Raw genomic sequence first — 26,487 nt, forward strand, 5'->3', positions numbered from 1 at the left:
TCAGTTCACCAGCTTCTTGATGTCGCCATAGGCGCGATAGAAGCCGCCGCGAGCGGACTCGCGCACGCCCTCGACCACGAAGCGGGAGCCCGCCTCACGGATGTCCTTGGGGAACTGCACGTGCCAGTCCTTCTTGTAGCCCGGGGACACCACGCGCACGCGAACGTGGCCACCATCCTCGTAGCACTCGACGATGACGCCGGAGCCCGCGCTGCGAGTCGTCTCCACCGTGCCGACCTGAGCGGCGGCGAGCGGCTTGGGCGCCTTGACGGTGACGGCCTTGGGGATGGTGCCCTTCTGCGCGGCCTGGATGGCGGCCTCGCTCGCATCGATGCAGGCCAGCGCGCCATCCGTGGTGACGACGTAGAGCCGGTCCTTGAAGAACTGCATCGAGAAGGCCGAGCCGCAGCCGGTGGACAGCTTCCACAGGCGCTCGCCCTTGTCGTTGAAGCAGTAGATGCTGGACATGTTGTCGCCGGCGAAGACGTACTTGCCGTCATCCACGGCGGCGCAGGAGAACACCGCCGAGTCGCACTTCATCACCGGCCCCGCTTCGCCCTTCTTGGAGAAGCGGTGCACGTAGCCGGTGTTGGTGCAGGCGTAGAGGGTGGACTCCTCCTGCCAGCCGAACATCACGTGGCCCTGGGTGGGCTTGGACCAGATCTCCCGGCCGTCCTCCCAGTCGTACATGGTCACGCCCTTGGCGTGGCCGTGGTACATGCCCACCTCGTCACAGCGGACCATCCACGCGTGGGTGCCCTTGCTCTGGCGGGACCAGACGGACTCGTCCTCGTGGTTGATGGAGGTGAGCTTGCCGTTGGCATCGGACACGCCGAGCACGGCGTCCTTGATGTCGAGCCAGAAGATGTCCACGTCCTCGGCGATCTCATACGCCTTGCGAGGCACCTTGCCGCCCAAGTCGTAGACGTTGCCATCATCGCAGCCGGCATAGAGCCAGCGGTCATCGGCGACGATGCACTTGACGCCATCGGGCAGGCGGAACTGGTCGAGCACCTTGCCGTCATGGCTGAGCGAGTAGATGTTGCCGCTCTCGTTGCCGACCCAGCAGCGCGCGTCATCGACGAAGATGCCGAAGGCGCGGTCGCCGGTGGCGAACTTCCAGCGGATGGGAGCCTGGTTGGCAGAGGAGGTGCCGCTGGTGATCTCGCGGCGGGTGACGGCGCGCTTCTTGCGCACGCCCATGACGGCGGGGGCGTAGCCCTTCTTGCTCTTCTCGGCGATCTTCTTCTGCGCCTCGGCGAGAGCCTTGTCGGCGCTGGGGAAGTCGGTGACCTTGAGCTGGCCGGAGTCCCCGATGCGGCCATAGCGGATGGAGAGCTTCTTGCCCTCGACCTTCACCTCGTAGAACTTGTGCGAACTGCCACCGTCTTCCGACAACTCCAGGTACGTCGTCTGATCAGCCATTCCCTTGTTGCCCCCTCATGGCGAACGACGTGGAGCGTAGCCTTACGGACTGACATTCCGGAAGCCCCTTGCCAACTGGATCCGGCCCCACGGGAGCTGCGGCCTACCCACAACAGAGAGCAGCGTCGCTCAGGCTCGGAAGCCACTCGTAGTTATGGGCTCAGCGAATTTGCGGAGCTACCCGCAGCCTCGGGCACGACGACCTCGTTCACCACCGAGCGCGACGCCCCATCGAACTCCAGGTCCAGCAACCGGCCCGAGTCCTTCTCCGCCAACCCGAAACGCAGCCTCCAGTAGTTCGGGCGAACCTCGATCGCCTCACGCTTCTCCGCCAGCGCGTAGCCCTGCATCCGGGCGTACTCCTCTCCGGCCTGGAGCACCTCGCGATAGCCCAGCTCCGCCTGCACCGTCGGCGACGCGGGAGGCTGGGGAGGACGCTCCGTCGCCGTCGTGGCGCAAGCAGTCATCAGCAGGGACAAGAGAATCAGGGAGGACAGGCTTGAGCGAATCATGCCCTCACGTTGAGCATGCGCCGTGCCAGGACCACTCCCAGGCCCTGAACGTCGAAGAGGGCGCAAAGCCTGCGCCCTCCTCCACCGGCGCGCAGGACGTTCGCGCCGGAGCCGCTACCAGCACATTCAGGTCTTGTTGTTGGGCAACGGCACGCCCTGCTTCACCACCACCTCGTCGATGATGCCGTACTGCCGGGCATCCTCGGCGCTCATGAAGTAGTCGCGCTCCGTGTCCTTCTCGATGCGCTCGATGGTGTGCCCCGTGTGCTTCACCATCAGCCCGTTGAGGTAGGCCTTCAGGCGCAGGATCTCCTTCGCCTGGATCTCGATGTCCGTCGCCTGGCCCTGCGCCCCACCCAGCGGCTGGTGGATCATGATGCGCGCGTTCGGCAACGCGTAGCGCTTGCCCTTCGTCCCCGCCAGCAGCAGCAGCGCCGCAGCAGACGCCGCCTGCCCGATGCAGATCGTCGACACCGGACACTTGACGTACTGCATCGTGTCATAGATGGCCAGGCCCGCAGTCACCACGCCGCCAGGTGAGTTGATGTAGATGTTGATGCCCTTGTCCGGGTCCTCGGACTCCAGGAAGAGCATCTGGGCGACAATGACGTTGGCCACTTCATCATTGATGGGCGTGCCCAACAGGATGATCCGGTCCTTCAGCAGCCGGCTGTAGAGGTCGTACGCCCGCTCGCCGCGGTGCGTGGTCTCGATGACAAAGGGGACGTTCATGGCTCCCCTACCCTAATCCCCCTCCAGCCCGCACGCTCGTCTGTTCTTCACAGAGCGTACGCTGCGTTACGATTGGCCCCCCCGCCCCCGGCGGGTCTCCATGGACGCCTCTGAGATCGACGCCATCCTGACCGCCACCCTGGCGGACCGGCAGCTCACCCGCTCCGAGCGCCGCGCCCTCCAGGCCGTGCTGGATGACAGGCGTGCAGGCGAGGCCGTGCTCGCCCTGTTCCGCTCCCGCGCCTTTGCCCTGGCCCGGGACTCGGTGACAGACCCGCGCGCCCGCCAGGTCATCTCCTGGCTCGAGGACACCGTCCAGGCCCTGCTGCCCACCCGCCGCGTCCCCGAGGCCTCTCGCACGGAGGCCCACTTCTCTCCCGGCGACGGCCCCCTGCGCGCCATCGTCAAGCTCCTCCAGGAGGCCCGTGGATCCATCGACGTCTGTGTCTTCACGGTGACGGATGACCGTCTCGCCCGCGCCCTCGTGGAGGCCCACCAGCGCGGCGTTCGCGTGCGAGTGGTGAGCGATGACGAGAAGGCGCTCGATCCCGGCTCGGACATGGAGCGCCTGCGCGATGCCGGCATCCCCGTCCGCCTGGACCGGGCTCCGTCCCACATGCACCACAAATTCGCCGTGTTCGACCGGCTGCGCCTGCTCACCGGCAGCTACAACTGGACCCGCTCAGCCGCGGACGCCAACCATGAGAACGTGCTCGTCTCGGATGATTCGCGCCTCGTCCAGCCCTTCTGCCGGGCCTTCGATGACCTGTGGGCCGCGCTCGAATAGCGAGTATGGAGGGCGCTGCCGGGATGGAGTATGAAGGCGCCATGCCACGCGCCGTGTTGCTCGCAGCCCTGGGTCTCACTCTGGTCGCAGGATGTGGAGGCCCCAAGGGCAGTCCCGAGGGGACAATCAAGTCGTTCTACTCCACCATCGAGTCCCAGGACTGGATGGACCTCGCCGAGATGGTCGATCCAGACAGCCTGTCGAAGTCCGGCGGCCCCCAGCGAGTCGCGGCCTTCTACTACAGCGTCTTCCAGGACGTCCGGGACATCGATCTCTCCATCGATGAGGCGCTCGTCACACGCCCGGACGAAGAGGCCGCAGTGAGGTTCAAGTGCACCGCGACCTTCCGTGCGCTGGGCCAGATGCCGTACGACCGCGACTGCTCGGACACCATCGCCCTGAGGTGGCACGACGGGAAGTGGTACATCGTCGTGCCCGGGACGGGCGGTCTGCGGCCGAAGCTCTGAAACCCGTCCACCTGTCCTACAGGTTGCCGATCATCTTCTCCGGGCGCACCCACTGGTCGAACTGCTCGGCCGTCAGCAGGCCCAGTTCCACCGCAACCTCCTTCAGCGTCTTGCCCTCCTTGTGGGCCTTCTTGGCGATCTTCGCCGCGTTGTCGTAGCCGATGTGCGGGTTGAGCGCCGTCACCAGCATCAGCGAGCGCTCCAGGTTCTCCTTCAGCCGCGCCCGGTTCGGCTCGATACCCACCGCGCAGTGCAGGCGGAAGCTGCGCATCCCATCCGCGAGCAACCGGCAGCTCTGCAGGAAGTTGTGGATGATGAGCGGCTTGAAGACGTTCAGCTCGAAGTTCCCCGAGGCCCCTCCCAGGCTGATCGCCACGTCGTTACCCATCACCTGGGCGCTCAGCATCGTGAGCGCCTCGGACTGAGTCGGGTTCACCTTGCCCGGCATGATGGAGCTGCCCGGCTCGTTCTCTGGGATGGTGATCTCTCCAATCCCCGAGCGCGGCCCCGAGGCCAGCCACCGCACGTCGTTGGCGATCTTGAACAGCGCCGCCGCCAGCCCCTTGAGCGCCCCGTGCGCCTGCACCAGCGCATCATTGGCCGCCAACGCCTCGAACTTGTTCGGCGCCGTGACGAAGGGCTGGCCGGTGAGCCGGGCTATCTCCTTCGCCACGCGCTCCGCATAGCCCTTGGGAGCGTTGAGCCCCGTGCCCACCGCCGTGCCTCCCAGCGCCAGTTCGAGCAGGTGAGGCAGCGTGCGCTCCAGGTGGCTGCGCGCATGGTCCAGCTGCGCCACGTACCCACTGAACTCCTGGCCCAGCGTCAGCGGCGTGGCGTCCTGCAGGTGCGTGCGACCCACCTTCACGATGTCGCGGAAGTCCTCAGCCTTCTTCGCGAGCACGTCCCTCAGCTCCTTCAACTCCGGGAGCACGTTGCCTGTCACGGCCTGCACCGCCGCCACGCTCATCCCCGTGGGGAACACGTCGTTGGAGCTCTGCCCCTTGTTCACGTCGTCGTTCGGGTGCACGCGGCGGCTCTCACCCCGCTCGCCGCCGAGCAGCTCCGAGGCGCGGTTGGCCAGCACCTCGTTGCAGTTCATGTTCGTCTGCGTGCCGCTGCCCGTCTGCCACACCAGCAGCGGGAACTCCTCGTCGTGCTGGCCGGCGAGCACCTCGTCCGCCGCCTTCACGATGGCCTCGCCCTTCTGCTTCTCGAGCGAGCCGTTCTCCATGTTCACCAGAGCCGCCGCCTTCTTCACCAACACCAGCGCGCGGATCAGCGCTGGGGGCATCCGCTCGGTGGAGATGGCGAAGTTCTGCCGGCTGCGCTGCGTCTGCGCGCCCCAGAGGTGCTCTGCCGGCACCTCGATGGGGCCAAACGTGTCCTTCTCGATGCGAACGTTCTTCGTGCTCACGGGTCAGCCTCCTGGACCCGGCGCGTACCACGGAAGCCCGCCCTCCATCCGCGCGCACCGGCCTCGCCCCAGGGTTAGCGTCCAGCCGTGAACCCTGCCACCGGACCGTGCGTGCGCGCCTGCCCGCTCACCGCTGCCAGAGCGAAGCCAGCTCCAGGGTGATGGACCCGAACGGCTCCGCTCGTACCCGCTGCGAGCCCTCGTGCACGCCCAGCAGGGACCAGCCGCCATCCTCGTAGCGGTAGACCTCCAGCGTCCGCAGGTCCGGGTCCACCAGCCACACGTGCTTCACCCCCGCACGCGCATAGGCCAGCATCTTGATTCCGCGATCGAGCGCCAGCGTCTCTGGCGAGAGCACCTCGCAGACCCAGTCCGGAGCCAGCGTCATCACCGTCACGTCCGGCAGCTCCGGCAACCGCTCACGGCGCCAACCCGCCAGGTCGGGGACGATGATCTCCCCGTTCAGGTGCAATTCCGGCGCGAAGAGCAGCAGCCAGCTCCCAGGCTTGCCGCGCCGCCGCCTCACCGGCCCCGACAGCCTCGCGAGCAGCACGGAGGCCGCCAGCGTCTGCACCACCCGCGGCCGGGGGCTGTCCACCAGCTCGCCCCCGACAATCTCCGCCACCACGTTGGAGGGGAAAGCTCCCAGGGCCGGGTACAACTCCTCGAAAGACGCAGCAGGGCGGGCGGGCATGCTCACAGCATGCACCCTACCTGTTGCATTCTCAAGGACCCAGGAGACCCCTCAGGTCAGACCCGGCGCTCGACCTTGGGCTCGGCCGAGCCATCTGCGGGCCCGCTCATCCAGTCCACCACCCGCTGCACCGGCGCCTTCCCGATGGGCGACGGCGGCGTGAAGGCCCACAGCAGCCCGTACACCATCAGCGTCGCCCCGAACGTCACCACCAGCGCGATGATGAACGCCACGCGCACCAGCGCGACGTCCAGGCCGAACTGGCGGCTCAGCGCCAGACACACGCCCAACAGCTTCCGCCCCTCGCCTCCCCGGTGCATCACCGCGCCCGGCTGCACCGCCTGGCAATGAGGGCACCGCGTCGCCTCGTCCCGCAGATCCATCGCGCAGGCTACACAGCGTTTCGTGGCGTCCATGACTCCTGTCCTTTCGTCCAGACCCGGATGCCTTGTCGATCCAAGGCTTCATTCCTACCTACGCAGACCGGCCCCGCACCATTGCGGCACCCCTCCTGCCCCCCAGAACTGCTTGGAAGTCCGTCGATTTACAACTTATCTAAGTTCGCGTGTTGACGGGCTTACAAGCAGGCGAGCCTCTTTTTCACAGGCGCTTCCCTTTCGGAGGGGGATGGACAATTTCCCGGGCATCTGCCACTTTTACAACGCGCCAAGTCAAGGAGCGTCCCATGCGTGACCCTGTCTCCTCTCCGAAGCCGCCGGACCTCAATCCGGGATTGGTGCTCCGTGGTGCCTGGTCTCCGGATTACGCCTCCGTGCTCACGCCCGAGGCGCTCGACTTCGTCGCCAGGCTGACACGCACGTTCGGAGAGCAGCGCCAGTCCCTGCTGGCTCGGCGGCAAGAGCGCCAGGCCGCCTTCAACCGAGGCCTGCGGCCCCACTTCCTCCCGGAGACCCAGGCCATCCGCGAGGGCGATTGGAAGGTGGCGCCACTGCCCCCGGATCTGCTGGACCGGCGCGTGGAGATCACCGGCCCGGTGGACCGGAAGATGATCATCAACGCGCTCAACTCGGGCGCCAACGTCTTCATGGCGGACTTCGAGGACGCCAACAGCCCCACCTGGGACAACGGGGTGCGCGGGCAGCTCAACCTGATTGACGCCGTCCGAAGGACGATCACCTTCACCGCCGACAACGGGAAGCACTACGCGCTGGTCGAGAAGCCGGCCGTGCTCTTCGTGAGGCCCCGCGGCTGGCACCTGCTCGAGCGCCACTTCGAGGTGGATGGCAAACCGGTGCCCGGCGCCTTCTTCGACTTCGGCCTCTTCTTCTTCCACAACGCCCAGGAGCAGCGGGCTCGCGGCACCGGCCCCTACTTCTATCTGCCGAAGATGGAGAGCCACCTGGAGGCCCGGCTGTGGAACGACGTGTTCCTGCTGGCCCAGAAAGAGCTGGGGATTCCTCGCGGCACCATCAAGGCCACCGTGCTCATCGAGACGCTGCCGGCCGCCTTCGAGATGCATGAAATCCTGTACGAGCTGCGCGAGCACTCGGCGGGCCTGAACTGCGGCCGGTGGGACTACATCTTCAGCTTCATCAAGAAGCTCCAGTCCGACCCGGCCGTGCTGCTGCCGGACCGCGGGCAGGTGACCATGGACAAGGCGTTCCTGGATGCCTACTCGCGCCTGCTCATCCAGACGTGCCACCGCCGCGGCGTGCACGCCATGGGCGGCATGGCGGCCTTCATCCCCATCAAGGGAGACGCGGCCGCCAACGAGGAGGTGCTGGCCCGGGTGCGCGCCGACAAGCTGCGCGAGGTGAAGAACGGCCATGACGGCACATGGGTGGCCCACCCAGGCCTGGTGCCCCTGGCGCGCAACGTCTTCGACGAGCACATGCACGGGCCCAACCAGCTCCACAACCTGCGCGCGGACGTGCAGGTGAGCGAGGCGGACCTGCTCAAGGTGCCTCGGGGCACGCGTACCGAGGAGGGCCTGCGCCACAACATCCGCGTGGGCGTGCAGTACATGGCCGCGTGGCTGGGCGGGCTGGGCTGCGTGCCGCTCTACAACCTCATGGAGGATGCGGCCACCGCGGAGATCTCCCGCGCCCAGGTGTGGCAGTGGATCCACCACGGCGCCACGCTGGAGGACGGCCGGCATGTCACCCCGGAGCTGTTCCGCCAGGTGCTCGCCGAGGAGATGACGCGGCTCGAGCAGGAGGGCGCGCCCGCGCACTTCGGCCCCGAGCGCTTCACCCTGGCGCGCACGCTCTTCGAGCGTCTGTCCACCACGCCCACCTTCGAGGACTTCCTCACCCTTCCGGCCTACGAGGCCCTGGACCCGCAGTACTGATGTTGCTGTCACTTGAGAGGAGCTTGCGTATGTACGAAGCCAACGCCACGACCCCTGACTCTTCCCCTCACGCCAAGCTCCACGCGCGGCGCTTCGAGGGCATCACCCGGAACTACACGGCGAAGGACGTGGAGAAGCTGCGCGGCTCCATCCGGATCAGCTACACGCTGGCGGAGATGGGGGCTCGGCGCCTGTGGGAATTGCTGAACACGGAGGACTTCGTCCAGGCGCTGGGTGCGCTCACCGGCAACCAGGCCGTGCAGATGGTGCGCGCGGGCCTCAAGGCCATCTACCTGTCCGGCTGGCAGGTGGCGGCCGATGCCAACAGCGCCGGGCAGATGTACCCGGACCAGAGCCTCTATCCGGTGGACAGCGTCCCCACGGTGGTGCGCCGCATCAACGCCTCGCTGCGCCGCGCCGATCAGATCGAGCACGCCGAGGGCAAGGATGACCGGTACTGGTTCGCGCCCATCATCGCCGACGCCGAGGCGGGTTTCGGCGGGCCGCTCAACGCCTTCGAGCTGATGAAGTCCATGATCGAGGCGGGCGCCGCGGGCGTGCACTTCGAGGATCAGCTCGCGAGCGAGAAGAAGTGCGGCCACATGGGTGGCAAGGTGCTGGTGCCCACCAACAACTTCATCCGCACGCTCACCGCGGCGCGGCTGGCGGCGGATGTCATGGGCGTGCCCACGCTGCTGGTGGCGCGCACGGACGCGGACAGCGCCAAGCTGCTCATGAGCGACGCGGACGAGTACGACCACCCGTTCATCGATCGCAAGGCGGGGCGCTCGGCCGAGGGCTTCTACCGGCTCAAGGGCGGCGTGGAGTGTGCCATCTCCCGCGGCCTGGCCTACGCGCCGTACGCGGACCTGGTGTGGTGCGAGACGAGCACCCCGGACCTCAAGCAGGCGAAGCAATTCGCCGAGGGCATCCACGCGAAGTTCCCGGGCAAGCTGCTGGCGTACAACTGCTCGCCGTCCTTCAACTGGAAGAAGAACCTGGACGACGCGACCATCGCCAGGTTCCAGCGCGAGCTGGGCGCCATGGGCTACAAGTTCCAGTTCGTCACCCTGGCCGGCTTCCACGCGCTCAACTTCGCCATGTACGAGCTGGCGCGGACCTACAAGGACCAGGGCATGGCCGCGTACTCGGCGCTGCAGCAGCGCGAGTTCGCCGCGGAGAAGGACGGCTACACCGCCACGCGCCACCAGCGCGAGGTGGGCACCGGCTACTTCGACCAGGTGGCCGAGGTCATCTCCGGCGGCTGCTCCAGCACGCTGGCCCTGAACGAGTCCACCGAGGCTCACCAGTTCTGAGCCGGTAGCACGGGCACGGGGGCGAGTGGTGCTCCCGTGCTCACTCCCAGCGGATGTCGAAGTCCGTGTCCTCGGGATTCTTGCGCACGAAGGTCATGTTCACCTTCTTGATGCCCATGATCTCGAAGGCGGCCTCGCCCAGGCCCTGGTAGAACTCGGGCGCGATGGGGATGCCTCGGAAGACGAGGCGCCAGTGGCGGGGCCCCAACTGCTCGACGGTGCGCTCTCCGAAGTTGCTGTTGCGCCCGATGAAGTCGGGCACCTTGCGCATCAGCCGATCCGGCCCCATCAGGTTCAGCGCCTTGAGCTGAATCTGCCCCAGCAGCGTCTGCCGGTAGCCCTGGAGCATCCGCATCCCCACGCACCGCACGCCCTCGGAGAGCGGCAAGCTCATGTAATGGCGGCGCGCCAGCCACTCGATGAGCGCGATGTAGCGGTCCAGCGGAACCTCGACAGGGAGACCGCCTACGCCGCCGACCAGCTCGACGGCCTCCAGCATCTCCGCGGAGCCGGGCCCTACTCCGAAACCGCGCAGCAGTCCTTCAACGGCGCTGTGCTTCAGGGCACGCGCCTGCTTGCTCGACGTCTGCTGCGGGGGCCGCTGATTCATATCCGCCCAGGGGTGAGCTCTCCCCCGGGACTATACCCCGCCCTGCGTATGGCTACGCCTTCTTCTGGCGGTCGCTCTTCTCGTTGAAGGCGTCGCGCTGTCCGCGCTGTACGTCTCCCGAGCCATCGTACGGCACGCCTACCTCCGAGCGCTGCCCGCCGTTCTGCTCGGAAAGATCCGTCAGCGCCTTTCGCCCACCATCCCCTGGAAGCTCCCCCTCCTCTGGCTCCTTCTGCTTCTTCGGATCCAGGGGCATGCCGACGCTGCGCTGCTTCCATTCCTTTGGCTCCATGGTTCCGCTCCTCCGAGTCCTCGTTCGCTCTGGCCTCAAAGGTGCGGACGGATTGGACTCGGGCAGCGAGGGCTCGCAGTCCCGCCCGCTCAGTTCAACAGAGGGAGCTTCGACGGCCTCTGCGGGGGCGGCTTTGCCTCCATCAACTCCAGGCCCTGCCGCGTGAGGAGGAACCGCACCACCCCCGAGCCGCGCTCGGTGTCGATCTCCGCCTCGAAGGCCGGACCGGCGATACCGCCCAACTGCACGTCCTTGCGCAGGTTGCGCACCTTGCCGGAGATGAGATCGCCCGCCACCTGTCCTACCGAGTCACCCCGCTGATACAGCTCGTACGCCGTCTGATGCAGCGTCATCGCCAGCGAGGGCGTGAGCGGCTGCGTGCTGAACAGCACGGAGATGAGCGTCCAGTAGGGAGGTGTCTCGGAGTCGTTGGACATCGCACCCCATCCTAATCAAGCCCGTCCCCGCGCGCGTGGCTGTCTTCGCTGGACGATCTGCTCGGCGAGCGAGGCCTGCTGCTTCCAGTGGCCATAGAGGCGCCCCTGCGACGCGAGCCGCTCCAGCCGCCGCTGCGTCTCCTCGTCCACCCGTCCCGCGGCCGCATCCCGGTACGGCGTGCCCGGCAGCGGCATGAAGGTGTGCCCGTGGACTCGCGCGCCCAGATCCGACAGTTGCTCCATCAGCCGGAGCGTCGCGTCGATGTCCTCCCGTTCTTCTCCCGGCAGCCCCAGGATGAAGTCCACGTTCGGCAGGAACCCCGCCTCCACGGACAGGCGCACGGCCCGCACGACCGCCTCCGTGTCATGACCCCGGTGGCTGCTCCGAAGGATTCGCTCGGAGCCGGACTGCCCGCCGATGATGATGTTGTCGTTGTCCACGTACCGCTCGAGCAGAGCCAGCGACTCCGGCGTCACGTGCTCCGGCCGCACCTCCGAGGGGAAGGTGCCAAAGAAGATCCGTCCATCTGGACCCATCGCCTCGCGCAGGGCCGCCAGGAGTTCCTCCACCGCAGCCAGGTTCACCGCCTCGTCCCCCGAGCCGTAGGACAGGGAGGTGGGCGTGATGAAGCGCACGTCTCGCCGGCCTGAGTTCCTCAGCACGCGGGCCCACTCAGCCACGTTGCGCACGCTGCGGTGGCGGAACCTCGCCTTGTTCAGGAACGGCGTCTGGCAGAACCGGCACGCATAGATGCAGCCTCGGGTGATCTCGATGGCACCGAACTTCCCGTTCCCCGCCGCGAACGGTGGGAAGGCGTCCAGGTCCACCACGCCCTCGCCCCGGCCGTTCACCACCATCCGGCCTCCCTCCAGCCGCGCCATGCCTCGCGTGGCCTTGGGGTCCTCGCCGCGCTTCAGCCGGTGGAGCAGCTCTCGCAGCAGGTGCTCGCCCTCGCCCACCGCGACCAGATCGAAGCCGGCTCGCAGCGTCTGCTCCGTCTCCGCCGTGGCGTGCACCCCGCCCGCGATGCAGAGCACGCGCCGGCCCTCCAGCCGCTCGCGCACCCAGGCCAGCTCCTCCGCCGCCGCACCGAAGCTCGCCGAGTAGAACGACCAGGCCGCCACCACCGTGCAGCCCTCGTCCGCGCACTGGCGCAGCGTGGCCAGCAGCGTCTCTCGCTCCCTCGGGAAGTGAAGGGCCACGTCCGCCAGCCCAGCATCCGACTCGACGGCTCCAGCCAGAACAGTGAAGGCGTACTTGCCCGGGTACTGGTAGCTCAGGACGAGCGCGACCTTCCCGTTGGAATCCATGGGCGCGCGATGATGCCACAGCTGGCCCGGCAACTCGCAACTCCTTGAAACCCTTGAGGAACTTCGCGGAGCAACTCCGGGCCTTCCTGGCCGATAATAGGGAGAGGAAGCCGATCTGTGATCCAGGTCGGGTTCCGTCTCGGAGGAACCATGCAAGTCAACAACCTGGGCGGCGTGCGGGTGCCCGTCAACACCACCACGGACAGCACGTCCCAGACGGCTCGGGCCGGCTTCAGCACGCGCCTGCAAGGTGGCACGGGTACGGCCTCGGCGGGACGCCCCGCCATCCCGGGCTCGAGCATCGTCTCCAGCGCCATCTCGATGAACTCCGGCACCCTCCCCGGCTCGGCCTTCGGCGTCACCTACCTGCAGGCGAGGCCCCCGACCACCACCGGGACGGGTTCGACGACTGCGCCGAGCACGGGCACCACGGGTCAGAGCCCCGCCACGAACACCACCTCCGGCACTGCCGGCAGCGAGTTCAACGCGGAGCTACAGTCCACGCTCGAGCAGCAGCAGCAGATGAAGGAACTCATGCAGCTGTCGCTGCAGTCGTTCGTGGCGAGCACCTTCTCCGCGGGCCAGAACCGCGGGAAGATCGAGCCGCTGGACGACTGACGTCAGTCCCTCGCGTGGACACGCTCGTGGCCCGTCACACCCCGACGAGCCACTGGAGCGACTCCCAGCACGCGCGCACGTGACGCTCCTCCGTGCGCGGCGAGCCGATGGCCATGCGCAGCACGTACTTCGAGGGCGCGCCGCCGATTCCGGGCAGCACGGTGTGCGAGAGGTACGCGTCCCCGTTGGCGTTCAACCGCTCCAGCAGCGTCCGGTTGCGAGTGTCCGTGTCCTCGGCCGACTCTCCCGGGCGCGGCGCGAGGCGGAAGCACACCAGGCTCAGTGAGCGCGGGACCACCACTTCGAAGCGCGCGTCCTCGCGCACCCAGCCCTCGAAGAGCCCGGCCAGACGCACGTGCTCGCGCAGGTAGGCCCGCAGGCCCTGGGCGCCGTAGTGGCGCAGCACGAACCACAGCTTCAGCGCGCGGAAGCGGCGGCCGAGTTCCACCTGCCAGTCCCGGTAGTCGACGACGGAACCGGTGGCGCTGGCGGTATTGCGCAGGTACTCCGGCGTCACGCTGAGCGCGTCCACCAGCGAGGCCCGATCCCGCGTGTAGAAGGCGTCACAGTCGAAGTTGGTCAGCAGCCACTTGTGCGGATCGAAGGCGATCGAGTCCACCGACTCGATGCCCGCGGCCAGCGCCTGGTGCTCCGGGCAGATGAGCGCCGCGCCAGCCCACGCCGCATCCACGTGCAGCCAGCCACCCATGGCCGTGAGCCCCGTGCGCTCCATCACCTGGCTGATGGGGCTCAGCGGGTCCATCGCTCCCGAGGAGGTGGTGCCCAGCGTGGCGCAGACGAAGAAGGGCTGGCGGCCCGCCGCGAGATCCTCGGTGATGGCGCGCTCCAGCACCTCCGGGCGCAGGGCGTAGTTCTCGTCCGTCTCCAACAGGCGCACGTGCGTGGTGTCGCTCGCGTCCCGCGCCACTCCGGAGAGCATGGCCGCCTTGATGACGGAGGAGTGCGCCTGGGTGGAGGAGTACACGACGAGGGGCGCGTCACCCGGGCGCTTGCGCCTCACGCGGGCACGGGCCGCGACCATGGCCACCAGCGTGGCCTCGCTCGCGGTGCCCTGGATGACGCCGCCACCGGTGCCCGAGGTGGAGCGGAAGGACTCGGGCAGGCCCGTGAGCTCCGCCAGCCAGTCCAGCACCCGCGTCTCCAGCTCGGTGCAGGAGGGGCCCGTAGCCCAGAGCATCCCCTGGACCCCCAGCCCCGCGGACAGCAGCTCGCCGAGCACCGACGGGCCCGACGCATTGGCGGGGAAGTAGGCGAAGAAGGAGGGGGACTGCCAGTGGGTGACGCCCGGCACCACCACCGACTCGAGATCCCAGAAGATGGAGTCCCAGCCCGCCGCCCCTCCCAGCCCCTTCTCCGGCGGGTGCAAGGGCAGCTTCCTCAGCACCTCTCCCGGTTTGATCTGTGAGCGAACCGGGAAGTTCTCCACCCGGTTCCAGTAGTCCGCGATCCAATCCACCATCCGGTGGCCCAGCTTGCGGAATTCGTCGGACTTCAAGTGGGGTACTTCCGACTCGTCGCGTTCCTGGCTCATGACGGACCAAGAACCCTAGTGGCCCCCGGCCAGCCTGTCGAGCGCAGCAATGCCGATGATCAGCGCCAGCGCCGCAGCCCCACCAGCCCGAGCAGGGTGATCAGGGCCATGACCGCCAGCGGACCGCCGCTCGCGGTGCAGCCGTACTGTGTCGCCTCCACGGACCCGGGGTCCGTGGGCGTACCCACTCCAGGGGTCCCGGTCCCCGGGTTGTCGCCGGGGGTCGTCACCGGCGGGGTTGCCTCGCCACCAGTTCCCGGATCCTCGGGAGAGGACACGCCCGCATCGGGGGTGGAGGGAGAACCCGCATCCCCAGTCCCCGCATCCGGGGTGCCCGCATCGGGCGTGGGGGCGGGAGTCGAGGGCAGCACGTCCTCCAGCTTCGTCGCCTGGATGAACCCATCGTGGTAGACGACGCCCGTCTGCGAGATGGTGTCGCTGCGGTACAGCCCCAGCTTCAGGTAGACCTTCGAGCCCGCGTACAGCGTCGCCAGGTTCCGCTTCGCGAGCACCTTCTCGCGGTTGTGCCACAGCTCGATGAAGCCCACGCTCGGGTCCGAGGACCACTTCACGTGGAAGACGAACTCGTGCCACACGCCCCGCGTCAGGGGCATGGACCACGGCGTGACGCTGTCCGTCATCGTCAGCCGGATCTCCTCGCCGTAGACGAAGAACTCCACCGGTGGCGAGCCACAGCACCCATCGTGGTGCCACTGCGTGAACACCTGCCAGGTGCGCGCGCTGGGGAAGTCCGCCGCGAACATCACCTTCCAGCGGTAGTAGTACTCGGAGCCCACCGCCTCCTTGCCCTGGTACACCAACTCGTTCCGGTTGCCGCTGGAGTCGATGGGATCATCGCCCTGCTTCACCGTGGCCTTGAGGGCGTACTGCCCCTCCGCCACGGGAGACGTCACCACCTGCAGACGGTCCGCGCTCACCATCTGGGCGGTGGAGTACTGCGAGCGGTCACCCGTCTCGAAGTCTCCTTTCCAGACGATGTCGGCCATGGCCGGGCCAGAGACCAGGAGCGCTGCAAGCCAGAGCGGGAGGAGTCTCAATTCAGGGGTCCTCGCGAAGGTTGGTTAGCCAACGATCGCGAACCCTAGCGGAAAAACATGTTTCATTCCTGCGGCGAAACCTTCCCGCTCCCTCGGCGCCAGAGCGAGCAACCGAGGAGAGGGACGGCGGGTATGAGACATGTTTCACGGGTGTAACGAATGGGAGGGGGCGGAGCAGGGGGAGGTGGGAGCGGGGGTGACGCAGGGCGCCAACCGGCCAGGCGCACACAAGAGGCTGACGTGTGGCAGGCGTGGTGTATGGTCCACCCCCCCGTGGCGCCCTCCAGACGGGCGTCCCAGGCAACCCATGCTCGTCCTGCGCGACGTCCAGAAGAGCGATCTGACCGGCCTCAAGCGGCTCGCCGCCGTGCTCAACACCGTCAACCTCCCGAACAACGAGGAGACGCTGTCGAACATCATCGACAAGTCGGTGAAGAGCTTCGCCGGCAAGGTGAAGAACCCGTTGGAGCGCGAGTACCTCTTCGTCCTCGAGGATCCGCGCACCGAGGCCATCGTCGGCACGTCGATGATCATCGCGCAGCATGGCACCTACGAGGCCCCGCACATCTATTACGAGGTGAGCGAGCGCGAGCACTACTCGGCCTCGCTGGAGCGGCACCTGCGGCACAAGGTGCTCTCGATTGCGTACAACTACGAGGGGCCCACGGAGATTGGCGGGCTGGTGGTGGATCCCCCCGCGCGGGCCACGCCTGACAAGCCGGGCAAGCAGCTGTCGTATGTGCGCTTCCTGTTCATCGCCATGCACCGGCGGCTGTTCCGGCCTCGGGTGCTGGCGGAGTTGCTACCGCCGCTGCTGCCGGATGGGCGCAGCCTGCTGTGGGAGGCGTGTGGCCGGAAGTTCACGGGGCTGAGCTATCAGGAAGCGGATCGGCTGAGCCGGCAGAACAAGGAGTTCATCAAGGAGCTGTTCCCGGCCTCGGACATCTATGCGTCGCTGTTCCCGGCTCGGGTGCAGAAGGTGCTGGGCGAGGTGGGGCCGCAGACGCGCGGTGTGCAGCGCATGCTGGAGCGCATTGGCTTCCGGTACGTGGAGCGCATCGATCCGTTCGATGGAGGGCCGCACTTCGAGGCCAACGTGGCGGACCTGACGCTGGTGCGGCGCTACCGCACGGTGAAGCTGGCCGATGGCCACTTCGAGCAGGAGGGTGATGATCTCCTCGTCTCCTGCGAGCGCGAGTCGGGCCGCAACCGCTTCCGCGCCGTGCGCACGCAGGGGCGGGTGGATGATCAGATCGTCCACCTGCCGCGACGGGCGAAAGAGGCGCTGGGCGTCTCGGCCGGCGCCAGGTTGTCCCTCATTCCGTTCGAGTGAGGGCCCCTCAGGGGCGCCGGACGATCCGGTGTGTCCCTCGCAGCAGCTCCAACCAGCGCTCGCCTGCCTCGATCGATGAGCCTCGTGGATCCACCAGCGCCAGCGGCAAGTGCGTCTCCGCGCGCACCGGATCCAGAGACGTGGGATCCAGTTCCAACACTCCCCCACCCGCCAGCGCCACACGCACCCACGCATGAGGACGCGCCGGGCCCCCGTCCACCACCAGCAGGCCGTGCACCATCCCCACCCGCTGCCCCAGCTTCGCCGCCTCCGCCGCGAAGCGCAGCGCGTGCGCCAGACACCCTCCCGCCTCCCCTTCCCCTCCCTGGCGCCAATCCGCTGCCCCAGGCCCCTTCTCCGGGAAGGCCGCATGCACCCGCTTCGCCAGGGCTCGCGCCGCTGCCGCGTCCCATGGCGTCATCCCCGGCAGCTGCTCTGCCACCGGCCATGCCGGGACGAACGTGAGCGCTCCCCGCTCGCCCTCCACCGGCACTCCCTCCGAGAAGAGCTCCGGCGGCGCACGCAACCGCTCGCCCGGCGCCGCACCCGTGAAGCGGGACTCGCCCACCTCCAACACCTCGAGCCGCCCCTGCGCGTCGTACCGGGCCCGGAACGATGTGCCCAGCATCGTCCCCTCCACCTCTCGCCCCCGGATGGCCGTGACACAGTGAGGGCCCTCGCGCCCCGTCAGCTCCTCGCGCCCCGTCACACACCCCATGCGCGGCGGCCCCCGCCACAACCACAGCGCCTGGGGCACGCTCTCCGTCCCCTCCACCCGCCCCCGCGCATCCACCGTGAGTTTCACTTCCCGTGTCAGCGCCCCCACCTGCCCTTCCCTCGTGTGCAGGTGGACCGACGTATAGGTGAACCGCTGCTCCGCTCGGGCCAGCGTCACCGTCCCCACGGGTACCCCTCGCCACGTGAAGATGTAACCTCTGGAGTCCTCTCCCCCCTGGGGCGGCATGGACCCGCCCCCCGAGAGCCCGGTCGACGTAGCAGGTAGGCACAGCACCAGGACGGCGAGCAGGGCCCATCCCGTCCCCCGGCGTGCACGGTTTTGAGGTACGGCGCGAAAAGGCGGAGTAGCGTCGCGACTGCTCATGGGAGCCAAACGGTACCTCTTCGGCTTCGGCCTCGGTGGGGGGCTCGCAACCGCGCTCATTGTAGGCGGTCTGCTGCGCGTGCTCGCAATAGAGCCGCGCTCCCTGAACGGTTGGCTCGTGCTCCTCTTCGCCCTGCCCCCGCTCTACCTCCTGGGTGGGTGGCTCACCTGGTACGCCTGGGCCGGGCGCCGGCTGCGCATGCGCCGCCGCGTCATCACCCGCCTCGCCGAGGGAGACCTCGCCATCTCCACCCGCGACGAGTTCGAGGGGCGCGATGACGTGCACCGCCTCCTCGTCTCGCTGCGCCGGGCCATCTCCCAGGTCCAGCGAGTCACCGTCAACCTCCACCGCACCACCACCAGCGTCTCCGATCAGGCCCGCATGCTCCTGGAGGCCGCTCGGCGCCAGGGCCTCGCGGTGGACCACACCCTGGGCGCCGTCACGAGCATGGGCGAGAGCCTCCACGCCACCGGCCAGCGCGTGGGGCAGATGGACTCGTTCGCCGACGAGACGACCAACGCCCTGGGGGAGATGACGGAGCGGCTCCAGCAGGTGGGCCACGCCCTCTCCATCCTGGACGAGTTCTCCCACAACACCAGCGAGCTGGTGCAGGCCATGAGCGAGCGGCTCTCGCACATCGCCATGGCCGGAGATGAGCTGGCGCGCTTCGCCAACGAGGCCGAGAGCTTCGTCTCCGTGGTGAGCACAGGCATCGACGCCGTGCGCCGCCGCGCCAGCGAGACGAACGAGCTGGCCATGGCCGTCACCGCCACCTCCCAGCGCGGCGAGGAGCTCGTCAACGACAGCGTCAAGGGCATGTACCGCGTCGAGGAGACGGTGCGCAAAGCCGCCGAGATCGTCGACTCGCTCGGAGTGCGCTCCACGGCGATTGGCCGCATCGTCGACGTCATCCAGGAGATCGCCGACCAGACGAAGCTGCTGGCGCTCAATGCCTCCATCATCGCCGCGCAGGCTGGCGAGCACGGCCGCCCCTTCGGCGTGGTGGCCAATGAGATTCGCGGGCTGGCCGAGCGCACCGCGCGCTCCACGCGGGAGATCGCCTCCATGGTTACCGGCGTGCGCGAGGCGGTGGGCACCGCCGTGACCCTGGTGAAGGATGGCCGCGAGCAGGCCACCACGGGTGTGCAGCTGGGAGACCGTGCCGCCGCCGCGCTGGTGGAGATCCGCAACATCACCCAGCGCACCTTCGCGGCCGTCGAGTCCACCGTGGAGGAGACCAAGCGCCTGGAGCAGCAGGGTACCTCGGTGGCGGAGGCCAGCCGCCGGGTGGCGATGCAGGTGGATGACGTCACCCGGGCCGCCATCGAGCAGGTAGGCCACGCGCGCGAGCTGGTGCGGCAGACGGGCGAGATGGCGCGGCTGGCGCGCGAGGCCACGGACAAGGTGGAGGGCCAAGCCCGAACCGGGCACCAGCTCTCCGAGGCGGTGGTCCGGCTCACGGCCGCCATCGACGACATCCGCAAGGCCCACGGAGTGCTCACCCGTGGCGAGGGTGCCATCCGCGAAGAGGTCTCCCGCGTCCATGAGGACGCCCGCCGCGTCATCCGCATCGGAGACGAGCTGAACCGCACGGTGGATCAGCTCGGCAACGAAACGGTGAGCCTGGAGGCCGAGGTGTTCCGTTTCCGCCTCCCCCGGCCCCGTGCCGGCGGGGAACTGCGCATCGCCATCCACCAGGCCTCGGCGCTGCGCGCGAGACAGACCCTGGATCCCCTCTTCAGCGTGGAGAACCAGCTCGCGGAGGTGTGCGCGTGCGTCTTCTCCACCCTGCTGCGGCTGGAAGATGGCGTGCTGGCGCCCGACCTCGCCGAGCGCTGGGAGATGGATCCGTCGGCGCGCGTGTTCCGCTTCTTCCTGCGTCGCGGCGTCACCTTCCATGACGGGGTGAAGCTGACGGCGTTCGACGTGAAGCGCCACTTCGAGCGGTTGCTGAGCCCGGAGGTGCGCTCACCGGACCGCACGCTGCTGGAGGACATCGCCGGTGTGCCCGACTACGTCAGCGGCGAAGCTCGCGAAGTCACTGGCATCCACGTCATCGACGAAGTGACGATGGAGATCCGGCTCCGGGAGCCCAAGGCCTTCTTCCTCCACCTGCTGACGCTGACCGCCACGGCCATCGCCCGTGAGGGCGCGAACGGGCGCCTGCTGGGCACGGGCCCGTACCGGCTGGAGCGCTTCGACCAGGAACGCGTCAGCCTGGAGCGCAACCCCATCTACTACCGCGAGGGCATGCCCCTATTGGACCGGCTCGAGTTCCTGCTCGTGGACTCACGGCAGGATGCCGTCGAGCGGCTCCAGGCCGGACAGGTGGACTTCGTCTCCTACCTCCATGCGCAGCATGCCCAGGGCCCGGGCATGGAGATGTTCCAAGTCATCGCCAGCTCCACGCCCTCCACCGCCTTCGTGGGCCTCAACCTGCGCGAGCCCCTCTACGACGATGTGCGGGTGAGGCAGGCCATCCGCGCCGGGCTGGACATCCCCCGGCTGGTGGAGCGCTTCCACCCCGGCGCGCGCATGGCGAACACACTCACCCCTCCCGAGCTGCTCCAGGACGCGACCCCCGCCTCGGTGTCCGGGCCTGACGTGGCGCGCGCCGAGCGGCTCCTGCGCGAGGCGGGCGTGCGCAAGGTGCCCCTCACCATCTACTACCCCGCCGGGCGCGACACCTCGGAAGAGGATCAGCTGCTCTTCCAGCCACTCATCGAAGCAGGGCTGCTCGACCTGAACCACGTGGAGCTGCCGCCTCAGGACTACACGACGCGGCTCCGCGCCGGGCGCATCCCCGCGTTCCGGACGCTGTGGATCGCCGACTACCCGGACCCCGACAACTTCCTCTACCTCCTGCTGAACTCGAGCGCGCAGACCATCTACCCGCTCGGCTACCAGAACCCGGAGCTGGACAAGCTCACGACGGAGGCGCGCGTCTCCATCGATCCCGAGCTGCGCCAGCAGTTCTACCGCCGCGCGGAGGAGCTCTTCGAGCAGGACTGCCCGCTCATCCCGCTGTACCACGACCGCATCTACGCCGTGGCCACACCCATCGTGCAGGATCTGCGGCTGCACATGACTCCGCCCCAGGTCCGCTTCGAGGACCTGTGGATCGACACGGACACCCAGCCGTAGTCAGGGTCTGGCCCGCCGGGTTCCGGAGATTCCGTTCCGCTGAGGCCAGCCCCGTGTCTCCGCGAGCCCCAGGGAGCCCAGATCGAACGCCTCGAGCCGCCATGTGCCTTCCCGCTCGAGCACGACATAGAGGTAGCGCCCCACGTGGGCAGCCCCCGCGACCCGGGGCCTGTCCCGCAGCGGGCAGACGGCGATCCGCTCTCCCCCCGAGAAGAACTGCACGTGGACCCGGGGACCTCCATCCAGTTCGACGTCGGTGAGCGTACCCACCGCCCCGCCTTGCACCAGCGAGGCTTCGTACAGCGTGCCGGGGGCATCCTCCGGGAGCACGGACACTTCCCACGCCGTCGCTCCCGTTCGAGCATCCAGGGCTCGCAGCATCAGCCGCTCGAGCTCGTGCGGGCACGGAGCTCCTCCGTCCGGGCATGTCCGCGCGAAGGCGTAGCCCACGTCGTCCAGCAACAGGGCCGGCTCGGCGATCGGCGTGAGGGATTGCATGCCTCCATCCCAGGGGACCTGCACCCGGCTGCCGCCATCCGTGCTGGCGAAGAGCCGCGCCCCCGCGAAGAGCCTGCCCCCCGCCACCGCCAGCGACGAGCCCGCATCCCCTGGCTCGTCCACCAACGGGAAGGCGACGAAACCCACGCCCGCATCCTCGGGCTCCGGCTCGACGCGTGAGACGCGCTCGGCTTCCTCGGAGCACACCAACAGGGTGCCCTGCTCCTCGAGCGACACGCGAGCGCCCTCCCCACTGAAGCCCTCCAACGAGCCAGCGCGAAGCACCCCTCCGTCCGTGCCAAGCACCATCAGCGTCGCGGGCCAACTGATAGTGCCTGCATCCTCGGGAGTGCCCCCATCCATGCCTCCATCTTCCAGGCCCCCGTCGTTCTCGGGGGGCCGCCAGGATACGAGCGCCACCACCTCGCCCTCGGCCGTCAGCGCCACACGCCCCACGCCTGTCGAGGGAACCCGCCCTCCATCTTGCGCCGCTTCTCCTCCCAACGGTGCCTGCCAGAGGCGCTGGCCTGGACCGGCCAGGGCATAGCTCTCCAGGGCCTGGGGCTCGTGCAGGAGGATGCCCCCATCAGACACGGTCAGCAGCGTGCGCGGACCCCCATCCTCATAAGGTGCCTCGAAGCGCAGCAGGCCCTTGTCCGTGAAGGCCACGAGCCGACAGCCCGCATCGTCTCCGCACACCGAGGTGTAGAGCGTCTGATCCTGGACGAGCAGGACGGGCCCTCCCGGATCCGCCGCGGGCACCCCACCGAGCTTCTGGGAGAAGAGCACGGGAAGATCCCCCGCATCCGGCCGGACGCACTCCCCATCGTGACACTTGCCCTCGCCCTGGCAGGGAGTGGCGGGAGCGCAGAAGAAGCCTTCGGGAGTGGGCACCGTGCGACACGAGCCCGACACACACACGTTCGCCGTCTTGCAGTCCGCGCCGCCACAGAGGCTGAAGTCGGGAGCATCCGCTTCGCCGCAACCGCTCGACGGCTCGCATACACCCACCTTGCACGGATTGGAGGGCCGAGGGCACACAACGGGCGCCGTCACACAGCCTTCCGTGGGCGAGCAGGCGTCCTCCGTACACGGGTTGTCGTCGTCGCACAGGCGCGGCGAGCCCACGCAGACGCCCTGCTGACAACGCCCCTGCTCCTCACACTTGCTGGTGGGAATGCACACGATCCCGTCGGGCGCGAGCGTCTCCACGCACTGGCCGGGCTCCACCTCGAAGTGGGACTCGCGACACTGCTCCGAGGGAACGCACGCTAGAGGCCTCACTCCGACGCCCTTGAGTGCGATGTTCTCCGTGTGGCTTCCCGCGGTGAGCACCAGCGTGCCTTCCGCCGGCGCGTCCCCCGCCGTGAACACCACCTCCAGTGTCGCCGTCCCGCCGCCCGGCACCGCTACGGAGTCCTCCGCCACGGAGAAGGGGCTGTCGGTGGCCGCCTTCACCGTCACTCCGGCGCGCCCCGTGCCCACCAACGTCACGGTGCGACGAGCCTGTTGCCCCTCCAGCACCCGGCCGAAGTTCAGCTCCGTCTCCTGCGCACGAAAGTCTCCTTTCGCGCCGCCGACTCCCGGATCATCACACCGGCAGGCACCAGCGAGCACGAGCGCCACGAGGAACAACAACCACGGCCGATCGCGAAACATGGGCCCGACTTAACCAGCTTCGGCAGGGCGCCTGAAGCGGAAGCCTCACCCAACGTCTCCTCCTGGAGCCGGAGCGCGGTAAGTGCCTGCCCGAAGCACGGCCTGTCCCTCAGGTAGCCGGGGTGCGCCGGGCCAGTGCCCGAACCACCACGGCCAGCACTCCGATCAACACCAGCACCACCACGGCCATCTGGTAGCGGGACACCAGTGATTCCAGCCGCTCGAGGTTGCCTCCCACCGCCCGGCCCACCGTGAGCACCAGCGCGTTGTGGGCCATGGCGGACACCGCGCCGAGCAGCAGCGCATTGCGGCGGGGAATGCGCGCGGCGCCCGCGGCGATGAAGATGACGCCGCGAATGCCCGGCAGGAAGCGGTTCACGACCAGCAGCCACGGCCCACTGCGCCGCATGCGTGCCTGCACCTCCTCCAACTTCGCATGGGTGAAACCGAACAGGCTCGCCTGCGGGTTGGCCTCGAAGCGCCGGGCCAGCCACGTGCCGAACCAGTAGTTGATGGCCGCGCCCGCCACGCTGCCCAGCGTCACGATCAAGAACACGAGCGGCCAGGGGTGATCCCCCCGCACCGCGTACACTCCGCCCAGCAGGGTGATGGTGTCCCCGGGGAAGGGAGGCACCACGTACTCCAGCATGGCCGCCAACCCCAGCAGGAGCAGCCCTGCCATCCCCATGGCCATGATGAAGTGATCAATGGACTCCACCATGCGTGCTCCCACCTCCCTCGACGACTCGAAGCCTGCCCGCCTGTTCTTCTTAACAGGGCACCTCTGGGCTCCGTACCGTTCCGGATGGGGCAGGCAGCCGGGCCAGGCAACCCGGTTCGGTGTCTGGAGCACTGCCGCCGTAAGATGGAGGACACCTACATGACTCCTGCCCCCCACCTCACCCCACTCCCGGGCCCGGAGGCTTCGTCCGCCTCGGCCCCCGCCCCCACCCCGGCCCCCCTGCCCGCCGCGCGTCTCATGGCGCACGCCGCCGCCTGGCTCATGCTCATTGGCCTGCTCACCGGGGGCTATGTCTCCTCGGCCATGACGGGCAAGGTGCCCGCCGATCCGCACATGGCCCTGGCCGCCCACCTCAACGCGCTGATGGGCACCTTCTTCCTGCTCGGCGTGGCCTGGACGCTGCCCATGCTGCACTACGGCCCCGTGGGTCAGCGGCGCCTGGCGTGGCTGGTGATCGGTGCCAACTTCGCCAACTGGGGCGTGACGTGCGTGAAGGCGTGGCTGCGCGTGTCGGGCGTGGACTTCATCGGCCAGCCGGCCAATGACGCCATCTTCCTCACGCTCACCGTCACCGTGGTGCTGCCCGCGCTCGCCGCCGCGGGCGCCTGGGTGTACGGCTTCCGTCGCGCCCGCTGAGCCGTTCGTATAAGGAGGGCGCCATGACCTTCGCCACCGCTGACCTCGTCGACAGGTTTGAGTCGCAGCTCTCCAGCTGTGAGACGCAATTCCGCCAGTTCGGCGGGCGCAAGGTGTTCCACGGCCGGATCACCACCGTCCGCTGCTTCCAGGACAACGTCCTGCTCAAGAAGGCGCTGTCGGAGCCCGGAGCGGGGCGCGTGCTGGTGGTCGACGGTGGAGGCTCGCTCGGCACGGCGCTGATGGGCGATGTCATCGCGGGCATCGGGCATGCGAGCGGGTGGGCAGGGGTCATCATCCACGGTGCCGTGCGAGACACCGTGGCGCTGGCGAAGCTCGACATCGGCGTCAAGGCGCTGGGCTCCAACCCTCGCAAGAGCCGCAAGACGGGCGTTGGCGAGGTGGATGTGCCCGTCACCTTCGGCACCGTCACCTTCACGCCGGGACACTGGCTCTACAGCGACGAAGACGGCATCGTGGTCTCGGCCACCGAGCTGTCTCTGAGCTGAAGAGAAGCAGGATCGGCGCTCACGCGAACCAGGCGTTGATCTCGGGGTAGGTCAGCTTCGTCCCCTCGAAGGTCGGAGCCCACCGCCCCGCGAGCACCTGCTCCGCGTCTCGACGCGCCGCCGAGAGTGCCGTCAGCGCGAGCCGAGGCCCCACGCTCACCCGGCGCACCCCCAACGCTCGAAGCTGCTCGGGCGCAGGCAACGTCGGCGCGGCCCAGACGTTAAGCGGGACAGGGACCTGCTCGACGACCCGGGCTAGCTCCTCAGCCTTCGAGAGCCCTGGCACGAAGACACCATCACAGCCCGCGTCCACGTAGCGCTTCGCGCGCCGAACGACCTCGTCGAGGGCCTGGCTTCCCTCGGAGATGTGGCGCAGGACCACGTCGATGCGCGCATTCAGGAACATGTCTCGCCCCGCACGCCGAAGCGCCTCGCGAGCGGCCGACAGTCTCTCGGCAAGCACCTCTGGCGGCTCGGCACCGTCCTCGAGATTGACGCCCACCACTCCCACTTCCGCGAGACGGCAAACGTTGGCGGCCACCTCCGCCGCGCTCGTGCCGTAGCCTCGCTCGAAATCGACGCTCACCGGCACCCGCACCGCTCGGACGATGTCCCGGGACGCGGCGAGCACTCGATCGAACGAGAGGCGCTCGCCATCGGGTATCCCTTGAGCCCAGGCCATCGCGGCGCTGCTGGTGGCGATGGCGGCACCGCCAAGGGACTCAACCAGCCGGGCGCTCACGGCATCCCACGCATTCGCCAGGATGAGAAGCTGGCCCGGTGCGTGGAGCGCACGGAACCTTGCGGTGTCTGCGGGAACCGGGCTCATCGACGAACCCCCGTGGCGGCCTCGGGCGGGAACCGATAGGCCATCGCGATGCGATTCCAGGAATTGATCACCACCACCGCCGCGGTCAGCGCCGCGAGCTCAGCCTCCGAGAAGGCTCCCGACACCTCGCGATAGATGGCATCCGGCACGTCTCCCTTCGACAAATGCGTGAGCGCATCGGTCCAGGCGAGTGCCGCCCGCTCCCGGGGCTGGAAGAGGGGGGAGTCACGCCAATGCTCGAGCGCCTGGATTCGCTGCTCGGGGATCCCGAGCTTGCGAGCGTCGTCCGTGTGCAGCGCGATGCAGAACTGGCACCCGTTCAGCAGGGAGGCCCGGATCTTGACGAACTCGATGAGCTCATCGCCCAGACCGCTCTGCTTCAAGGAGGTCGAGATCGCGACCAGGGCACGCCAGGTCTCAGGGACAAGATTTCGAAAAGCGGGGGGGTCGAGCCGCACGGATTCAGTGGTCATGGCACGACAAGATAGGTGCATGATG

At 68.3% G+C, this 26,487-nt stretch carries 26 protein-coding genes; 9 read left to right on the forward strand and 17 right to left on the reverse strand.

What is annotated here, in order from left to right:
* From KY501_RS04895 to clpP, 3 genes are all read right to left on the reverse strand, one after another.
* On the reverse strand, positions 1-1,425 hold the full coding sequence (locus KY501_RS04895; RefSeq protein WP_224361342.1) for a WGR domain-containing protein: 1,425 nt from the start codon (positions 1,423-1,425) through the stop codon (positions 1-3).
* Between the two features lie 152 nt (positions 1,426-1,577).
* On the reverse strand, positions 1,578-1,937 hold the full coding sequence (locus tag KY501_RS04900; protein WP_224361343.1) for a hypothetical protein: 360 nt from the start codon (positions 1,935-1,937) through the stop codon (positions 1,578-1,580).
* Between the two features lie 126 nt (positions 1,938-2,063).
* Positions 2,064-2,669: an ATP-dependent Clp endopeptidase proteolytic subunit ClpP gene (clpP, locus tag KY501_RS04905; RefSeq protein WP_224361344.1), complete on the reverse strand. Its 606-nt coding sequence runs from the start codon at positions 2,667-2,669 to the stop codon at positions 2,064-2,066.
* Positions 2,670-2,769: 100 nt separating this feature from the next.
* Between clpP and KY501_RS04910 the strand changes: the two genes are divergently transcribed.
* Both KY501_RS04910 and KY501_RS04915 read left to right on the forward strand, forming a co-directional pair.
* Positions 2,770-3,456 carry a phospholipase D-like domain-containing protein gene (locus KY501_RS04910; RefSeq protein ID WP_224361345.1) on the forward strand — a complete coding sequence of 229 codons (687 nt, stop codon included), beginning with the start codon at positions 2,770-2,772 and terminating at the stop codon, positions 3,454-3,456.
* A gap of 41 nt (positions 3,457-3,497) precedes the next feature.
* Positions 3,498-3,923, forward strand: coding sequence for a nuclear transport factor 2-like protein (locus KY501_RS04915; protein WP_224361346.1), 426 nt, complete (start codon positions 3,498-3,500; stop codon positions 3,921-3,923).
* A 16-nt stretch (positions 3,924-3,939) separates the two neighbouring features.
* On the opposite strand, the gene fumC is transcribed toward KY501_RS04915, so the two are convergent.
* The 3 genes from fumC to KY501_RS04930 all read right to left on the reverse strand — a co-directional run bounded on the left by fumC (position 3,940) and on the right by KY501_RS04930 (position 6,447).
* Positions 3,940-5,337: a class II fumarate hydratase gene (gene fumC, locus KY501_RS04920; RefSeq protein ID WP_224361347.1), complete on the reverse strand. Its 1,398-nt coding sequence runs from the start codon at positions 5,335-5,337 to the stop codon at positions 3,940-3,942.
* Between the two features lie 127 nt (positions 5,338-5,464).
* Positions 5,465-6,031, reverse strand: coding sequence for a Uma2 family endonuclease (locus KY501_RS04925; protein WP_224361348.1), 567 nt, complete (start codon positions 6,029-6,031; stop codon positions 5,465-5,467).
* Between the two features lie 56 nt (positions 6,032-6,087).
* Positions 6,088-6,447 carry a PspC domain-containing protein gene (locus KY501_RS04930; protein ID WP_224361349.1) on the reverse strand — a complete coding sequence of 120 codons (360 nt, stop codon included), beginning with the start codon at positions 6,445-6,447 and terminating at the stop codon, positions 6,088-6,090.
* Between the two features lie 269 nt (positions 6,448-6,716).
* On the opposite strand from KY501_RS04930, the gene aceB reads away from it, so the two are divergent.
* Together aceB and aceA are read left to right on the forward strand one after the other, a co-directional pair.
* Positions 6,717-8,342: a malate synthase A gene (aceB, locus tag KY501_RS04935; RefSeq protein ID WP_224361350.1), complete on the forward strand. Its 1,626-nt coding sequence runs from the start codon at positions 6,717-6,719 to the stop codon at positions 8,340-8,342.
* Positions 8,343-8,371: 29 nt separating this feature from the next.
* Positions 8,372-9,658, forward strand: a complete 1,287-nt coding sequence (gene aceA / locus KY501_RS04940; RefSeq protein WP_224361351.1) for an isocitrate lyase — start codon at positions 8,372-8,374, stop codon at positions 9,656-9,658.
* 40 nt (positions 9,659-9,698) lie between these two features.
* Here the strand turns inward: aceA and KY501_RS04945 are convergent, their stop codons facing one another.
* From KY501_RS04945 to KY501_RS04960, 4 genes are all read right to left on the reverse strand, one after another.
* On the reverse strand, positions 9,699-10,268 hold the full coding sequence (locus KY501_RS04945; RefSeq protein WP_224361352.1) for a DUF2378 family protein: 570 nt from the start codon (positions 10,266-10,268) through the stop codon (positions 9,699-9,701).
* A gap of 52 nt (positions 10,269-10,320) precedes the next feature.
* Positions 10,321-10,560 (reverse strand): hypothetical protein, encoded by a 240-nt coding sequence (locus tag KY501_RS04950; protein WP_224361353.1) that lies wholly within the window; start codon positions 10,558-10,560, stop codon positions 10,321-10,323.
* Between the two features lie 89 nt (positions 10,561-10,649).
* A complete protein-coding gene (locus tag KY501_RS04955; RefSeq protein WP_224361354.1) occupies positions 10,650-10,997 on the reverse strand; it encodes a hypothetical protein in 348 nt (115 codons plus the stop codon).
* A 15-nt stretch (positions 10,998-11,012) separates the two neighbouring features.
* Positions 11,013-12,308 (reverse strand): TIGR04013 family B12-binding domain/radical SAM domain-containing protein, encoded by a 1,296-nt coding sequence (locus KY501_RS04960; protein WP_224361710.1) that lies wholly within the window; start codon positions 12,306-12,308, stop codon positions 11,013-11,015.
* A gap of 150 nt (positions 12,309-12,458) precedes the next feature.
* Between KY501_RS04960 and KY501_RS04965 the strand changes: the two genes are divergently transcribed.
* Positions 12,459-12,926, forward strand: coding sequence for a hypothetical protein (locus KY501_RS04965; RefSeq protein WP_224361355.1), 468 nt, complete (start codon positions 12,459-12,461; stop codon positions 12,924-12,926).
* Between the two features lie 34 nt (positions 12,927-12,960).
* Here KY501_RS04965 and KY501_RS04970 read toward each other — a convergent pair whose 3' ends face one another.
* Together KY501_RS04970 and KY501_RS04975 are read right to left on the reverse strand one after the other, a co-directional pair.
* Entirely contained in the window at positions 12,961-14,442 is a 1,482-nt protein-coding gene (locus tag KY501_RS04970; protein ID WP_224361356.1) for a pyridoxal-dependent decarboxylase, read from the reverse strand.
* 95 nt (positions 14,443-14,537) lie between these two features.
* On the reverse strand, positions 14,538-15,536 hold the full coding sequence (locus KY501_RS04975; protein ID WP_224361357.1) for a polysaccharide lyase family 20 protein: 999 nt from the start codon (positions 15,534-15,536) through the stop codon (positions 14,538-14,540).
* Positions 15,537-15,843: 307 nt separating this feature from the next.
* Between KY501_RS04975 and KY501_RS04980 the strand changes: the two genes are divergently transcribed.
* Positions 15,844-16,869: an arginine N-succinyltransferase gene (locus KY501_RS04980; protein WP_224361358.1), complete on the forward strand. Its 1,026-nt coding sequence runs from the start codon at positions 15,844-15,846 to the stop codon at positions 16,867-16,869.
* A 7-nt stretch (positions 16,870-16,876) separates the two neighbouring features.
* On the opposite strand, the gene KY501_RS04985 is transcribed toward KY501_RS04980, so the two are convergent.
* The gene (locus tag KY501_RS04985) at positions 16,877-17,833 is read right to left on the reverse strand and encodes a transglutaminase domain-containing protein (protein ID WP_224361359.1); all 957 of its coding nucleotides are present in this window, start codon (positions 17,831-17,833) and stop codon (positions 16,877-16,879) included.
* 136 nt (positions 17,834-17,969) lie between these two features.
* Here KY501_RS04985 and KY501_RS04990 point away from each other — a divergent pair, with 136 nt between their 5' ends.
* Positions 17,970-21,116 carry an ABC transporter substrate-binding protein gene (locus KY501_RS04990; RefSeq protein ID WP_224361360.1) on the forward strand — a complete coding sequence of 1,049 codons (3,147 nt, stop codon included), beginning with the start codon at positions 17,970-17,972 and terminating at the stop codon, positions 21,114-21,116.
* On the opposite strand, the gene KY501_RS04995 is transcribed toward KY501_RS04990, so the two are convergent.
* Complete coding sequence (locus KY501_RS04995; protein ID WP_224361361.1) at positions 21,117-23,273, reverse strand: hypothetical protein; 2,157 nt, start codon at positions 23,271-23,273, stop codon at positions 21,117-21,119.
* Positions 23,274-23,382: 109 nt separating this feature from the next.
* Complete coding sequence (locus tag KY501_RS05000; protein ID WP_224361362.1) at positions 23,383-23,994, reverse strand: DedA family protein; 612 nt, start codon at positions 23,992-23,994, stop codon at positions 23,383-23,385.
* 159 nt (positions 23,995-24,153) lie between these two features.
* On the opposite strand from KY501_RS05000, the gene KY501_RS05005 reads away from it, so the two are divergent.
* Together KY501_RS05005 and rraA are read left to right on the forward strand one after the other, a co-directional pair.
* Positions 24,154-24,651 carry a styrene oxide isomerase gene (locus tag KY501_RS05005; protein WP_224361363.1) on the forward strand — a complete coding sequence of 166 codons (498 nt, stop codon included), beginning with the start codon at positions 24,154-24,156 and terminating at the stop codon, positions 24,649-24,651.
* A 23-nt stretch (positions 24,652-24,674) separates the two neighbouring features.
* The gene (rraA, locus tag KY501_RS05010) at positions 24,675-25,160 is read left to right on the forward strand and encodes a ribonuclease E activity regulator RraA (protein WP_224361364.1); all 486 of its coding nucleotides are present in this window, start codon (positions 24,675-24,677) and stop codon (positions 25,158-25,160) included.
* Between the two features lie 19 nt (positions 25,161-25,179).
* Here rraA and KY501_RS05015 read toward each other — a convergent pair whose 3' ends face one another.
* On the reverse strand, positions 25,180-25,989 hold the full coding sequence (locus KY501_RS05015; protein WP_224361365.1) for an isocitrate lyase/PEP mutase family protein: 810 nt from the start codon (positions 25,987-25,989) through the stop codon (positions 25,180-25,182).
* A complete protein-coding gene (locus tag KY501_RS05020) occupies positions 25,986-26,483 on the reverse strand; it encodes a carboxymuconolactone decarboxylase family protein (RefSeq protein ID WP_373691557.1) in 498 nt (165 codons plus the stop codon). Before KY501_RS05020 ends, KY501_RS05015 begins: the two co-directional genes overlap by 4 nt.
* Between the last annotated feature and the right edge of the window lie 4 nt (positions 26,484-26,487).

It is taken from the genome of Hyalangium versicolor (assembly GCF_020103695.1).
GTDB lineage: Bacteria > Myxococcota > Myxococcia > Myxococcales > Myxococcaceae > Hyalangium > Hyalangium versicolor.